Genomic DNA, 13,106 nt, shown 5'->3' on the forward strand with positions numbered 1-13,106 from the left:
AATGGCGCATTATCAACTGGATCTTGTTCGTGCCGATCGCGAGCGATGGCTGAAGCAATACTACTTTGTCCGGGCGGCGTTCTCGCTCGCCTGGGTGGGAGCTGCCTTTGCCGTCGCGCCGTCATCTCCGGTGATCGCCGGTGCCTTGCTCGTGCTCTATCCGGCATGGGATGCCGCGGCCAATGTCGCGGACGCGTTGCGCAGCGGCGGGCTCGCTCAAAACCGGACGCAGGCGCTCAACGTTGTGGTCAGTCTGGCGACCACCGTCGCGGTGCTTGTTGCCTTGCAGATGAGCATGAACCGGGTGCTCGGAATCTTCGGGGCCTGGGCAATTCTATCGGGGGTGCTCCAGCTCGGCACGGCGATCCGGCGCTGGAGGAGCTTTGGCGCGCAATGGGCGATGGTGCTCAGCGGGGCCCAGTCGGCGCTCGCAGGCGCGTTCTTCGTCTTTCAGGCCACGATGCCCGCAGTTCCGTCGATTGCGAATGTCGCAGGCTATGCTGCGGTCGGCGCGATCTACTTCCTGGTCTCGGCGGTATGGCTGACCGTCAGCGCGTGGCGGCAGCGCGCCAAGCAGGCTGAGTTGGGCTGATGCGATGGCGTTGGCGGGATTCCGCTGACGCCGGCTACCGTGCATGGGGTTGTTTTCGCGTTTGTTGTTGGCAACAATGCCGCCAACAACAAAAGTCGAGAGCGGAGGAAAACTTCATGCGCACAATCGCAATCGCACTGGCGGCGACCATTGCAGTGGCAACGCCGGCAGCGGCCGACTATCTGGTCAAGGAGGTCGGCAGCTTCCATGTCGGTGGACACACGGAGACGCTGAGCGGACTTCCTTCCAAGGAGATCGTGTTCTCTCCCGGTGCTCCGCCGATCAAGGTCGATCCGAACGGCGAGTTCGAGGTCGAGCAGATGTACGTCCAGTTCGTCAAGCTTGCGCAGCCGAAGTCGAAATTGCCGCTGCTGCTCTGGCACGGCGGCGGTCTGTCGGGCGTCACCTGGGAGACTAAGCCCGACGGCAAGCCCGGCTGGCAGCAATTCTTCCTCAATGCGGGTTACGACGTCTACGTCTCGGATGCGGTCGAACGCGGCCGCGCCTCCTGGGCGCGCTATCCCGAGATATTCAAGAGCGAGCCGTTCTTCCGGCCCAAGAAGGAGGCGTGGGAGCTGTTCCGGATCGGGCCGAGCTACGAGGTCGGCGGCAAGCGCGAGGCGTTCGAGGGCGAGCAGTTTCCAATCGAGGCGTTCGACCAGTTCGCCAAGCAGGGTATTCCGCGCTGGGCCACGAATGACGCCGCCACGCAAAAGGCCTATGACGCGCTGGTGCAGAAGGTATGCCCGTGCATCATCCTGGTCCACAGCCAGGGCGGCAATTTCGGCTTCACCGCCGCACTCAACGCACCGGACAAGGTGAAGGCGCTGATCACCGTCGAGCCATCAGGCGCGCCTGATCCGGCCAAGGCTGATGCCGCGAAGCTCAAGGGCGTGCCGCATCTGATCGTGTGGGGCGATTTCCTCGACAAGGTCCCGGTGTGGTCGAAGCTTGTGGTCAACCCGACCAGATGGGGACAGGCGGTCGCGGCTGCCGGCGGCCAGGTCGATACGTTCGAGCTGCCAAAAATGGGCATCAAGGGCAACACTCACATGCTGATGATGGACCGCAATTCCGACGATGTCGCAAGGCTGATCAGCGACTGGATCGAAAAGCAGGGACTGGCGAACTAGGTCCAGCCTGGGCGTACCGGCTTGATTGGCGATACGTCCGCCGCAAAGGCGTGAGCCGACATATTGAGGAGGGATGAGATGTTTGATCTCAACGGGTCTCCGACCGAGAAGAAGATCGCGTGCAAAGCTTTCGATGCCGCGTTGGAAAAAGCGTTGGCCAGCGTGATGGCCGAATTCAAGACAAGAGCGAGCGCTGCGACCACGCCTGTTCAGATGTGGGAGGTCGAAGATTTCCTGCACCTGCAGCGGCGGGAGATCGACGATACGTTCGACTATCGCTATTCGCAGCTTCCCTTCGTCTCGCCCGTCTCATTCGCCAAGGTTATCTGAATGAGAGGGCTATCTGGATGAGAACCTGCTTGCCGGTCTATCGGAGGAAAAGCGCGAGATCATCGGCTCGTTCCTGAGGCCCGCGGCAGAGTAGCGGGGGAGTTCCCGTCGGCACAGAAATGTGATGGAGGGATTGTCGGCCCGCGCTGTTCCCATTCGTCTTCCACCCAGACAGACCTGACGGGAGACAAAAAAATGTTCCGTTCCAACTATCGCTGGGTGATCGTCGCCGCCGGCGGCCTGCTCGGCTGCGTCGCGATCGGCGGCATGTTTTCGCTGCCGGTGTTTTTGCAGCCCATCGCCAAGGACACCGGCTGGTCGGTGACCGGCATCTCCAGCGCGATGACGATCGGCTTTCTGGCGATGGCCTGCACCAGCATGGTCTGGGGCACGCTGACCGACAGGTTCGGGCCGCGGCCGGTGGTGCTGACGGGATCGACCGTGCTGGCGCTGAGCCTGTTCGCGGCGAGCCATGCCACCTCGCTGCTGGCGTTCCAGTTCATGTTCGGCCTGCTCGTCGGGGCCTCCTGCGCCGCGATCTTCGCGCCGATGATGGCGACCGTCACCGGCTGGTTCGACACCCATCGCAGCCTCGCGGTCTCGCTGGTGTCGGCCGGCATGGGCATGGCGCCGATGACGATGGCGCCGCTCGCGGCCTGGCTCGTCTCCGGCCATGACTGGCGCACCTCGATGCAGATCGTGGCGCTGGTGGTCGGCGCCATCATGATCCCGGTGTCGTTCCTGGTGCGCCGCCCGCCCGCGCTGGCGCAGGCCGTGGCCGCGCCGTCCGGCGAGGGCGCGGCGAATGACGAGATGTCGATGGGTGAGGCGCTGCGCTCGCCGCAATTCCTGATCCTGCTCGCCACCAACTTCTTCTGCTGCGCCACCCATTCCGGTCCGATCATTCACACCGTCTCCTATGCCGTGAGCTGCGGCATACCGCTGATCGCGGCGGTGACGATTTACAGCATCGAGGGCTTTGCCGGCATGGGCGGGCGCATCGCCTTCGGCCTGATGGGCGACCGTTTCGGCACCAAGCGCGTGCTGGTCTCGGGGCTGCTGCTGCAGGCGTTCGGCGCACTCGGCTACGTCTTCGCGCACCAGCTCGCGACGTTCTACGCGGTGGGCGCCATCTTCGGCTTCATCTATGCCGGCACCATGCCGCTCTATGCGGTGCTGGTGCGTGAGAACTTTCCGCTCAAGATGATGGGGACGGTGATCGGCGGCACCGCGATGGCGGGCAGCCTCGGCATGGCCACGGGCCCGCTCGCCGGCGGCCTGATCTACGATGCGTTCTCCAGCTATGCCTGGCTCTATATCGCCTCCTGGGCGATGGGCTTGGGTGCGTTCCTGATGGCGATGAATTTCAGGCCGTTCGCGAAGCCGCAAGGCGAGGCGGCGCCGGTGCCGGCGTGAATCCGACAGCCGTCATCCCTGGCTTTACCTCCGTGATCGGCTGCCCGTCGAGGTTCGATGCTTGTTGCAACGTGTCGTTGTAAACGCTGGCGCTTCTGCCTGAAAATGTGATAGAGAGATCGATCGAAGCCGCACTTGAACGAAAATATGCACAGGCGTCGCCGCAGCATGACGTCACCTGCGTAATCGGCCTGGAGCGAATGGTCGATGTTGACGGTTTTTATCACTGACACGGAACGCGGGTTCCAGATCAGCCAGCGCCGATGCGACGGCGGCCGAGACTTGGTCGGCGATCCGCGCCGGCTGCCGCAACACCCCGACTTTGCTTCACTCCGATTCTACCTCGAGGACTATCTCCATCATCCGGTTGGCGCTTTTGCCGATCGCGCCCAGCATGTCGCCGGCACCGATATGCCGGCGTGGGGGCGGTGGTTTGTCGATGCAATTTTCGGGGACGAGGGGCTGCTTTCGGCCCTTCAGGAGATCATTATCGAGCAGTTGCGCCGCGGACTTTCGGCGAGCGTGGTCATCGAGTCCACCCGACATTCGGTTCAAGCGTTGCCCTGGGAGTTGATGGTTCCATGGGTGGTTCCCGAATTGCCGTCAAACAGGCTGTCGGTCATTCGATCATTCGGTGCTTTCGATCCGACCACGACCGAACAATTCGGCTCGCGCATGCTCATGGTGATCGCTCGCCCGTCCGGTGCGCGCGATATCGATCATCAAATCATCGCCCAGCAGGTCACGCGCTGGAACAGCGCACGGGCTGGTCCGCTTCACATCGATGTGCTGCGACCGCCTTCGTTTGGCCAATTCGAACGCGCGCTTGCCGATGCCTCGGCGGCCGGACAGCCCTACGATATCGTCCACTTCGATGGCCATGGCGATTTCAGCAATGATGCCGGATCCGAGGATGGTGGCGGATACCTGATGTTCGAGGGCGGCGATGCCGCCCCCGATGCCGTTCCGGCTGATGTCTTTGCCGCGGCCCTGCGCGCGGGGCACGTCAAATTCGTCCTGCTCAATGCGTGCCGGTCGGCGGCCATTGACGGACTTGACGGAACGGCTCCTGGCGTTGCAACGGCGATATTGGCCTCGGCCGGGGTGGCCGCCGTCGTCGCAATGACGCACAACATCCAGGTGCGGGCCGCCGAGCTTTTTGTCTCGGCATTCTACAACGGGATTCTCTCCGGAGCCCCGGTGACGAGTTGCTTTGTCGCTGGTCGAAATGCGCTGGTTGCGGATTTTGGCCGTCCGAGTCCGATCGGGCTCATTCCGCTTCAGGATTGGATGGTCCCGGTCTTGTATGCGGCACGCGATCTCGCATTCGCGGAAGCCAAGCGATCAGAAGGCGAGACCGTGGCCGGTGAGACCTCGGCTCCGGCTCTATACGGCAGGGATGATGCGTTTCTCCACCTGGAGCGCATGTTGCACGAAGGCATGGTGGTTCTGCTTCACGGTACCATCGGCATCGGGAAAACCGCGCTTGCAACGAGATTCGCGGAGTGGATCCGGCAAACCGGCGGTCTCGGCAAGGAGAAGTCCGGCGCGTCGGGCTGGCTAAGATTGAGCGGTTGGCCTCCCGATCGCTCCGTCGCCATGCCGGACGCACCTCTTGTCATCGTGGACGATATCGAACACATCTCCGTCTTGAGTACGGCGGAAGAGGCCAAAGCATTCGTTACACCGTTCATCGAGTTCCTCCGCGACGTAGCGCAGCGCAACGGGCGGGTCATCCTGATTACGCGCTCGGCCGTTCCGTGGTTGAAGCTGAGCGGCCTGCGCGTCCAACGCCTGGACGATGCCGAAGCGGGGGCTCTCTGTACTGCCCTTGTTCCGGGCGACGGCGGCAGCGAACTGCGCGAGGGCCGTCTTGCCCTGGTGCGCCGCCTGGCCGGTCATCCCGGAGCGATTGAGAGCATCTGGCCGCAACTCAAAACAAGAACTGTCTCGGACTTGGCCGATGCTCTCGATGGCGCACCTTCGCCTGCGCGGGATTCTATTGTTCCCGACACCAGGACGGTGGCCGCTCTCCGGCGCACCCTGGACTTTCTTGACGACGATCTTCGGCCCTATTTCATGGCCGTCGTCTTCCTGCTCGGCGTCGCCGATGCGCTGACACTCAAAATCTGCCTGGCAGGCTGCGGCCTGGTGGGCTCGATCCAGGATGCTCATAAACCGGCGCTGACGTTGCTGAAGGCGGCCTGGGCAGCTGGAGCCGGCGCACCCGCGACCGAATTTCCTCCCCCCAACGCGACCGACCTTGATCTGTTGCTTCGGCCCATGCGGCTTCATCCGCAACTGCCCCTCGCATTTGCGGACCAGCCCGGTCCCAAGGGAGAAAGCCCGATTGAGTGGCAGGCAAAAGTTTGCCGGGTGATCGCCGAAGCGCAGGCGGGCCTCGCGCGGATCGTCATGCGGGACATCGAGCAAAATCCACATCGAGCAACGGTTTTCCAAGCGCTTGAATTACAGCGCGACTGTCTCGTGCGTTCTCTCGGACTGCTGTTCAATGATCGAGCTTTCGATGATGCGGCAGCGTTGCTGGGCCTGATCGCCCGCGTGGAGAGCGAGACAACCGGCGACAAGCGGCTTGTAGGGGACTGGACCGGTAGAATCTTGCGCCAGCTCGGCGATGATCCAGGGGGCATGACATACGATGCGTTCTTCGCGTGGCTTCCAATCTACGCCAACCAAGCCATACGGATTCTGCAGGCGAAAGAGGTCGATGCCGCCGAGCAGATGTTCGAGACGGTCAGAACGTTGCTCGAAAGCGGATACGTTGAAGCGCCGGCCGTTCTTGCGCTTTGTTATCGAATGCTGGGCCAGGTGCACGGATCGAGGCCGAGCATCCGCGATGCCGATGTTGCGCTCGATTGGTTCGAAAAGGCGATCGCCTTGTCGCGTCCCCGTGACAACGCGCACGAGCTCGCGTGCGGACTCCACGATCGTGCAACGGTGCTGAACGGGCTGAACAGGTTCAAGGAGGCCGAACGGGATGCGCTCGAAGCGGCCAGACTTCGCGATGAAATCAAAGATCGTCGGCAGCTTGCGCACACCTACCGCCTTCTGTCGTCGATTTACCGCGGCTCGGGGCGTCTGAGCGAAGCTCAGCAATATTCCGACCTCGCCGGCATTGCCGCCATGGGTGCCCAAGATCTCGTCGCCGAAGGTCAGTCGCTGCTGGACCTCGTCAACGCCAGCCTCCTGATGGGGCCGGACGCGAAGCAGCAGCTCACCCGGGCGATTCAATGTTTCCTGGCCGCCAAGGCCGATCGCCAGCTCGTCTTGGCCTACCTTCAAATGGCGCAGATCGAGCAAATGGCGAGCGATTTTGACGAGGCTGAGAGATGGCTGCACCATGCCGGGGAAACCGCCACGCTGGCGGGTGACAAGGGCCTTCTGGCGCAGGTGTCGCAGGCCAAGCTGTTGCTTGAACGCATCGGACGGTCGGACAGGGCCGGAAAGGCCCCGCCTGATGCGGTCAAAAGATGAGGCGGCATTTTAGCGGCAAAGCCGGGAAAGACCTAGGACATGACGATAGACGATCTCGAATTGCAAAGACTTGCAATCGGCAATGCGCTCAACCAGCTGTTCTATCGGGCGGCCATCGCGGCGAACCTGGACAAGACGTCCAAATGGTCGCGGGTCTTCAATCTGACCCAAGCCAGGTTCGCGGACATCGTTCGCGATTTCACGCTCGAATTGCCAAGCGGTGTCGCGCACGACCGTATGGTCAACGGACTCACTGATGTCGAAACCAATGACCTGAAGGCGGCGGTTGCAATCGCGCTCACGCGCGGGAGCGCAGGTATCGCCGATCTCTTCGAGACGGCATTGTCATCGCTTGCGGGACTGCTCGATGAGATCGAGCCGCAGGTCATCTCTCCAGAATTGCGAATACAGATAGAGACTGCCATTGGCCTTGTTCGTAGCAGCGTCCGCGACGTGGCAGTTGCCCCAGTGGTACGGGGCGGCGGCCGAGCTACGGAATTCAATATTCGGCGTCCGAGGCCGGGCAAGGGCCTATCGAAGGATGGTGGGCTCTATGAGGTCTGGTTTGGGACCAATCGAAAGCCGGTCGTCGAGGATAACGTGCTCAAGGGCTTCTCAGGCGAACGGGATACGCAGCTCCATCTCGGTCGCTGCGCCGTGGAGATACCGGCCACCCATCGGATCGGATCGACCGGGTCATCGTGGTGGCGGCGGCTCCTGGATGGGGACGACAGGCTGAGCCTCGCGGAGACGGTGGAGCTGGGTGACGCGGCATTCTGGGACGAGGTCAAGCAGCGGATAGCGGCCGCCGAATTGGGGCCGGCCGACGCGATCGTCTTCCTTCACGGCTACAACGTTTCGTTCGAGGATGCCGCTGTCCGCGCCGCGCAAATCGGCGCCGATCTGTCGCTTCCGGGACTTATGGCTTTCTTCAGTTGGCCGTCGCGCGGAAAGCTCTTCAGTTACACCGTCGACGAGGCGACCATCGAAGCCAGCGAGAAGGATATCACTGACTTTCTAAATGATTTTTGTGCCCGTTCGGGAGCACGGGCCGTCCATCTCATCGCTCACAGCATGGGCAATCGTGGTCTATTGAGAGTGGTCCAGCGGATATCGGAACGGGTCGCCAATCAGACCAAACGCCCCTTCGGGCAAATTATCCTTGCCGCGGCGGATGTTGACGTGGGCTTGTTCCGAAATCTCGCAAGCGCCTACGCTTTGGTCGGCGATCGAACGACCCTTTACGTCTCTGCCGGGGATCGCGCGGTCCTCAGCTCGCGCTTGCTTCATGCCGCGAACAGGGTCGGGCTCGCGCCACCGGTCTGCGTGATTGAGGGGATCGACACCGTCAATGCGACAAACGTCGATTTGACTGAACTCGGCCATGGCTACGTCGCGTCTTCCCGCGAAGTGCTGACGGACATGTACACCCTGTTGGCAAGTGGCACTCCGCCCGATAAGCGCGCGACGCTGCGGCACGCGACGGAAGACGGTGTGGGAATCTATTGGGAGTTTGCCCGCTAGGACAAAACCCGGGTGAATGCATGCGTGGTTGCGAGCGCTCGGCTAGAGCTGCTCCTCGATCGCGGCCTTGTCGATGACGGACAATACCGTCCGAATTTTTCTGTCCTGGAATTCGTAGAAGACGTTCTCGTGGAAGGACACCCGCTTCCCGTTCACCTCGAGACCCAGGAACCTTCCGACCGGCGTGCAATCGAACTTGAGCCGGGCGGCCAAGCGCGGCGGATCGCACACCAGCAGCTCGACCTCGAAGCGCAGGTCTGGAATATCGCGAAAATCCTGCTCCAGCATGGCGCGATAGCCGGCCAGCCCCAGCGGGCGCGCGTTGTGCGTGACCTCATTATGAACGAACATGCCGAGCGTCAGCCAGTTCTGCCGGTTCAGGCATGCGATGTAGTTGCGATAGATGTCGGCGAGGTCGGTCTTGGTCATCACAACGCTCCTGCGGGCATGACCACCAACGCGGCAGGAACTGTTTCGGCCCCAATCAGAGGCGCTTTTCGTAAAACAGATCCGGATAGGGATCGTCGTTGAAGCGCGGGATCTCGGTCCAGCCGGTGCTGCGGTAGAGCTGGCCGGCCTCGGGCAGTGCGCTGTTGGTGTCGAGCCGCAGCAGCGTGATGCCGAGCCCGCGTGCCGCATCCTCGGCCGCGTCCATCAGACGGCGGCCAAGCCGCAATCCGCGCGCGGAGGGCGCGACCCACAGCCGCTTGATCTCGGCGTAGCCGTGATCCGTGCCCTTCAACCCGACGCAGCCGAGCGGCAGCGTGTCGGACATCGCGACGATGAACGTTCCGCGCGGGCGGCGCATGTCCTTGGCATCGGGATCGCGCGACAGCGAGACGTCAAAGCCCTGTTTGAAGCGGCGGCCGAGCTCGGCATAGTATTCGCCGAGGCAATAGCGCGCCTCGTCGCATTGCGGATCCGTCTCGTCGAGCGCGACGCGGTCGCGCGTCAGCGCCGAGGCAATCAAGTCCATCGCCGCCAGCAGCGCCTCGGCTTGCGTATGTTGCGCGAGCAAGCCCTCGGCTTGCGCATTCGACAGCGCCTCATAGGCCGCGAACTCGCGCCGGCCCGTCCGCGTGAGTTTTGCCACGCGCCGCCGCGCATCGTCCTGATGCGCCGTGGTCTCGACCAGCCCTTCCTCCTCGAGGCTGCGGAGCAACCGGCTCATCAACCCGGAATCGAGGCCGAGATAGTCGCGGATCTCCGCCACGTCCGAGCGGCCATGCCCGATGGCATTGAGCACGCGCGCCGCCCCCAGCGGCCGGCCGCGTCCGAGGAACGAAGTATCGAGCGCGCCGACGGCGGAGGTCACGGCACGGTTGAAGCGGCGGACGCGGGAGACAGGGTCGAGCATAATGTCTGACTTTAGTCAGATATATCCTCGGCGTCAATCGATGCGGCCGTCTCACTTCGCCAGCGTCAGCAGTGGCTTGTCCTTGGCGACGATATAGGTCGCAAGCTCGCTCGCGGTGTCCTGCCCGACGTTCCTGGCCGCATGCACCGTGCCGGCCGGAATGAACAGCACGTCGGAGGTATCAATGGCCCGTTCCCCCAAAGCCGCCCGCGAAGGCCGAAAACTGTCAAATTTCCTGTGCTTTGCGGTCTATTCGGCCAATCTCGCCTTCGGCCGCGCCTACAAGCCGCTGCTGGACAAGGTCGGGCTGACCTACACCCAGTACATCGCCATGGTGGCGCTGTCGGCCGAGGATGAGCTGACCGTCGGCGCGCTTGGCGAGAAGCTGTTCCTGGAATCGAACACGCTGACGCCGATCCTGAAGAAGCTGGAGCAGACGGGCTACATCAGGCGCCAGCGCGATCCCGCCGACGAGCGACAGGTGCGGGTCAGCCTGACGCCTGCGGGGCGCGAGCTGATCGAGCAGGGGCTCAGCGAATCCCTGATCGAGGCGACCGGGCTCGGCGACGAATTTCCGGTGGTGCAGAAGACGGTCAGCCGACTGCGCGACAATCTGCTGCGCCACACCAAGCCCGCAGAGAAGGCCTGAAGCGCGTCGCGCCGTCGCCCTTCAATCCAGGCCCAGCGCCTTGCGCGATGTCCGCGTGAGCCTTGCCACGATCAGCGCGTGCGCCTGCGCGAGATAGGCGGTGAGCTCGGCGTCCGAGAGTGCGTTGTTGCCGGCGAGCTGCACCCATTTGGCGCGCGCCAGGTACGGCGCCGGCCGCGCGATGCCGTGCTCGATCAGCATGGCGTAGGCCATGTTGGACACCTTGAACATGTAGCCGCCGGAGCGCGCGGCAAAGCCGCCGCCGAGTGCGAACATCTTGCCGCCGACCTTGAACACGGAGGTGCCCTCCCACTGCACCACCTTGGTAACGGCGGGCAGGCGCAGGCAGCGGGTTTCGAAGGTCTTGGGTGTCATGGCGCGAGCGATAGCACGGCGCGCGCGGCTTGCAACGTCGCGCGCGTGTCAGCCTGAAGTTGGCGTGACACCGGCGTCGCTGGCGCGATAAGCGTCGGGAACGACGAACACCTCGTCGGCGCGGCCATAGCCGCCGTCGGGGACTTCCTCGATCAGCACCATCGTGTGCGGCCGCGCCGCTTCGCCGAAATACTCGACGAACAACGCGGTGAGGCGGTGCACGATCTCGGCCTTCTGGGTCCGCGACAGCGCGGCTTGCGGGATCTTGATGTTGGCGAAAGGCATGGCGGTTCTCTCCGTGTGAAAAATGGTGTCGCGTCAGATCACGCCGCCATTGGCGCGGATGATCTGGCCGTTGACCCAGCCGCTGTCGCGACCGGTGAGGAAGGCGACGACGCCTGCGATGTCGTCGGGCTGGCCGAGGCGGCCGAACGGGTTCATCGCGGCAATCGCGCGCACCTGCTGCTCGCTCTTGCCCTCAAGGAAGAGCCGCGTCTCGACCGGCCCGGGCGCGATCGCATTGACGGTGATGCGCCGGCCGCCGAGCTCCTTGGCGAGGATGTGTGTCATGGCTTCGACCGCGGCCTTGGTCGCGGCGTAGACGCCATAGCCGGGCTGATGGAGGCCGACGACGCTGGACGAGAAGCTGACGATGCGGCCGTCCTCGCGGAGCCGCCGCGCCGCTTCGCGCATCGACCGGAACACGCTTTCCACATTGACCGTCATCTGACGCGCGAACGCTTCATCGGTGACCTCGGCGAGCGGCCCGAGCTCCATGACCGCCGCATTGTTGACGAGGATGTCGACGCCGCCGAAGCCGCGCTCGGCCGCATCGAACAGCCGCGCCGGCGTCGCCGGATCGGCAAGATCGGCCTGCACGGCGAGGGCGCGTCCGCCGGCGGCTTCGATCTCGGCAACGAGCGCGTCGGCGGCCTCGCGGCCGCTGGCATAGTTGATCGCAACCGCGATTCCTTCTCGCGCCAGCCGGCGGGCGATCGCCGCGCCGATGCCTCGGGAACCGCCGGTGACGATGGCGGCGCGTTGATGTTGATCGGTCATGGCGGGTCTCCTCGATGGTGTTGATCCGAGATAGCTGATCGCCGCGGCCGGATAATCGCCCAGGACTTGCCATCACTTGTCGGCTGTGGTGAACAATCGGCCATGGACCGTTTTGACGCCATGCGCCTGTTCGTCCGTCTCGTCGAACGGCAGAGTTTTACGGCCGCGGCTGCCGACCTCGGCATTCCCCGCTCGACGGCGAGCGAGGTGCTGCGCGGCCTCGAGGCGCGTCTGGGCGCGCGGCTGCTCGAACGGACGACGCGGCACGTCACGCCGACGCTCGATGGCGAGGACTATTACCGCCGCTGCGTCGCCATTCTGGCGGAGGTCGAGGAAGCGGAAGCCGCGATGCGCGATGCGCAGCCGCGCGGCCTGTTGCGGGTCGACGCGCATCCCCTGCTGACCCGCACCTTCATCCTGCCGCAACTGCCGGCCTTCCTGGCGCGCCATCCGCAGCTCGAATTGCAGATCGGGCAGGGCGATCGCCTGGTCGATCTCGTGCGCGAAGGCGTCGATTGTGTGATCCGGTCGGGCGAGCCCGAGGACAGCGGGATGATTTTGCGCCGCCTCGGCACGATCGCCGAGATCACGGTCGCGAGCCCGGCCTATCTTGCCAGCCATGGCACACCCGCGACGCTGGACGCGATCGAAGGGCATCAGATGGTGGCGTTCGTCTCCTCGCGCACCGGCGACGTGCTGCCGCTGGAATTTTCCATCGCGGGCTCGCTTCGTCACATCGTGCTGCCGAGCCGTGTGCGCGTCAACAATTCCGACACCATGGCCGATCTGGCGCGGCTCGGCTTCGGCCTCGCGCAGGCGCCGCGCTATCGCTTCGCAGACGATCTCGCCAGCGGCGCGCTGGTCGAGGTGCTCGCCGACTACCCGCCGTCGCCGACGCCGCTCTCCGCGCTGTATCCGCAAAACCGCCAGCTCGCCTTGCGCCTGCGTGTCTTCCTCGATTGGATCGCCGGCATTTTTGCCGAGGCGAAGCTGTAAGGGGGCTACAAGACCTTGTGGTGCCCGACGGGCAAAACATCCAAGCATCAGGTCAATCCACGCAATCAAAAATATTCCACTTTACCGAATTTCGGAAACGGCGTATCTGTCGCGGCAACCCGGCCCAAGGAAGAGGGGCGTATCGCGATCGTCACGAACGCGGGCCGGGCGGCGGCGGAC

The 13,106-nt window shown here is 63.7% G+C and carries 13 protein-coding genes and 1 pseudogene; 8 read left to right on the plus strand and 6 right to left on the minus strand.

All coding sequences use genetic code 11. From position 1 onward, the window contains the following. Position 1 precedes the first annotated feature (1 nt). The 6 genes from IVB31_RS04975 to IVB31_RS05000 all read left to right on the plus strand — a co-directional run bounded on the left by IVB31_RS04975 (position 2) and on the right by IVB31_RS05000 (position 8,490). The gene (locus tag IVB31_RS04975; RefSeq protein WP_247319263.1) at positions 2-592 is read left to right on the plus strand and encodes a DUF308 domain-containing protein; all 591 of its coding nucleotides are present in this window, start codon (positions 2-4) and stop codon (positions 590-592) included. Between the two features lie 116 nt (positions 593-708). After that, positions 709-1,725: an esterase gene (locus IVB31_RS04980; RefSeq protein ID WP_247319266.1), complete on the plus strand. Its 1,017-nt coding sequence runs from the start codon at positions 709-711 to the stop codon at positions 1,723-1,725. Between the two features lie 78 nt (positions 1,726-1,803). Continuing rightward, on the plus strand, positions 1,804-2,055 hold the full coding sequence (locus IVB31_RS04985; protein ID WP_247319269.1) for a hypothetical protein: 252 nt from the start codon (positions 1,804-1,806) through the stop codon (positions 2,053-2,055). A 195-nt stretch (positions 2,056-2,250) separates the two neighbouring features. Beyond that, the gene (locus IVB31_RS04990) at positions 2,251-3,471 is read left to right on the plus strand and encodes an MFS transporter (protein ID WP_247319272.1); all 1,221 of its coding nucleotides are present in this window, start codon (positions 2,251-2,253) and stop codon (positions 3,469-3,471) included. Between the two features lie 207 nt (positions 3,472-3,678). After that, positions 3,679-6,966 (plus strand): CHAT domain-containing protein, encoded by a 3,288-nt coding sequence (locus IVB31_RS04995; RefSeq protein ID WP_247319274.1) that lies wholly within the window; start codon positions 3,679-3,681, stop codon positions 6,964-6,966. 39 nt (positions 6,967-7,005) lie between these two features. After that, on the plus strand, positions 7,006-8,490 hold the full coding sequence (locus IVB31_RS05000; RefSeq protein WP_247319277.1) for an alpha/beta hydrolase: 1,485 nt from the start codon (positions 7,006-7,008) through the stop codon (positions 8,488-8,490). Between the two features lie 42 nt (positions 8,491-8,532). Here IVB31_RS05000 and IVB31_RS05005 read toward each other — a convergent pair whose 3' ends face one another. The 3 genes and pseudogenes from IVB31_RS05005 to IVB31_RS05015 all read right to left on the minus strand — a co-directional run. Continuing rightward, positions 8,533-8,919: an ester cyclase gene (locus IVB31_RS05005; RefSeq protein WP_247319280.1), complete on the minus strand. Its 387-nt coding sequence runs from the start codon at positions 8,917-8,919 to the stop codon at positions 8,533-8,535. A 55-nt stretch (positions 8,920-8,974) separates the two neighbouring features. Next, positions 8,975-9,847, minus strand: coding sequence for a helix-turn-helix domain-containing GNAT family N-acetyltransferase (locus tag IVB31_RS05010; protein ID WP_247319282.1), 873 nt, complete (start codon positions 9,845-9,847; stop codon positions 8,975-8,977). Positions 9,848-9,898: 51 nt separating this feature from the next. After that, a pseudogene (locus IVB31_RS05015) lies at positions 9,899-10,021 on the minus strand (cupin domain-containing protein); the annotation flags it as partial. Between the two features lie 10 nt (positions 10,022-10,031). On the opposite strand from IVB31_RS05015, the gene IVB31_RS05020 reads away from it, so the two are divergent. Then, positions 10,032-10,496 carry a MarR family transcriptional regulator gene (locus tag IVB31_RS05020; RefSeq protein WP_247319285.1) on the plus strand — a complete coding sequence of 155 codons (465 nt, stop codon included), beginning with the start codon at positions 10,032-10,034 and terminating at the stop codon, positions 10,494-10,496. 21 nt (positions 10,497-10,517) lie between these two features. Here the strand turns inward: IVB31_RS05020 and IVB31_RS05025 are convergent, their stop codons facing one another. From IVB31_RS05025 to IVB31_RS05035, 3 genes are read right to left on the minus strand one after another with little or no spacing between them, the layout of a single operon-like run. Then, entirely contained in the window at positions 10,518-10,871 is a 354-nt protein-coding gene (locus IVB31_RS05025; protein WP_247319289.1) for an MmcQ/YjbR family DNA-binding protein, read from the minus strand. A 48-nt stretch (positions 10,872-10,919) separates the two neighbouring features. Further along, positions 10,920-11,156 (minus strand): 4-oxalocrotonate tautomerase family protein, encoded by a 237-nt coding sequence (locus IVB31_RS05030; RefSeq protein ID WP_247319292.1) that lies wholly within the window; start codon positions 11,154-11,156, stop codon positions 10,920-10,922. Positions 11,157-11,189: 33 nt separating this feature from the next. Next, entirely contained in the window at positions 11,190-11,930 is a 741-nt protein-coding gene (locus IVB31_RS05035; protein ID WP_247319296.1) for an SDR family oxidoreductase, read from the minus strand. Positions 11,931-12,032: 102 nt separating this feature from the next. On the opposite strand from IVB31_RS05035, the gene IVB31_RS05040 reads away from it, so the two are divergent. Then, a complete protein-coding gene (locus IVB31_RS05040; protein ID WP_247319299.1) occupies positions 12,033-12,926 on the plus strand; it encodes a LysR family transcriptional regulator in 894 nt (297 codons plus the stop codon). Positions 12,927-13,106: the final 180 nt, after the last annotated feature.

The organism is Bradyrhizobium sp. 21 (assembly GCF_023073335.1).
In the GTDB taxonomy this organism is placed as follows: Bacteria; Pseudomonadota; Alphaproteobacteria; order Rhizobiales; family Xanthobacteraceae; genus Bradyrhizobium.

Bases quoted from the DNA above. Each gene is read 5' to 3' on its own strand.
- IVB31_RS04975 (WP_247319263.1), top strand. From the start codon at position 2: ATGGCGCATTATCAACTGGATCTTGTTCGTGCCGATCGCGAGCGATGG.
- IVB31_RS04980 (WP_247319266.1), top strand. From the start codon at position 709: ATGCGCACAATCGCAATCGCACTGGCGGCGACCATTGCAGTGGCAACG.
- IVB31_RS04985 (WP_247319269.1), top strand. From the start codon at position 1,804: ATGTTTGATCTCAACGGGTCTCCGACCGAGAAGAAGATCGCGTGCAAA.
- IVB31_RS04990 (WP_247319272.1), top strand. From the start codon at position 2,251: ATGTTCCGTTCCAACTATCGCTGGGTGATCGTCGCCGCCGGCGGCCTG.
- IVB31_RS04995 (WP_247319274.1), top strand. From the start codon at position 3,679: ATGTTGACGGTTTTTATCACTGACACGGAACGCGGGTTCCAGATCAGC.
- IVB31_RS05000 (WP_247319277.1), top strand. From the start codon at position 7,006: ATGACGATAGACGATCTCGAATTGCAAAGACTTGCAATCGGCAATGCG.
- IVB31_RS05005 (WP_247319280.1), bottom strand. From the start codon at position 8,919: ATGACCAAGACCGACCTCGCCGACATCTATCGCAACTACATCGCATGC.
- IVB31_RS05010 (WP_247319282.1), bottom strand. From the start codon at position 9,847: ATGCTCGACCCTGTCTCCCGCGTCCGCCGCTTCAACCGTGCCGTGACC.
- IVB31_RS05020 (WP_247319285.1), top strand. From the start codon at position 10,032: ATGGCCCGTTCCCCCAAAGCCGCCCGCGAAGGCCGAAAACTGTCAAAT.
- IVB31_RS05025 (WP_247319289.1), bottom strand. From the start codon at position 10,871: ATGACACCCAAGACCTTCGAAACCCGCTGCCTGCGCCTGCCCGCCGTT.
- IVB31_RS05030 (WP_247319292.1), bottom strand. From the start codon at position 11,156: ATGCCTTTCGCCAACATCAAGATCCCGCAAGCCGCGCTGTCGCGGACC.
- IVB31_RS05035 (WP_247319296.1), bottom strand. From the start codon at position 11,930: ATGACCGATCAACATCAACGCGCCGCCATCGTCACCGGCGGTTCCCGA.
- IVB31_RS05040 (WP_247319299.1), top strand. From the start codon at position 12,033: ATGGACCGTTTTGACGCCATGCGCCTGTTCGTCCGTCTCGTCGAACGG.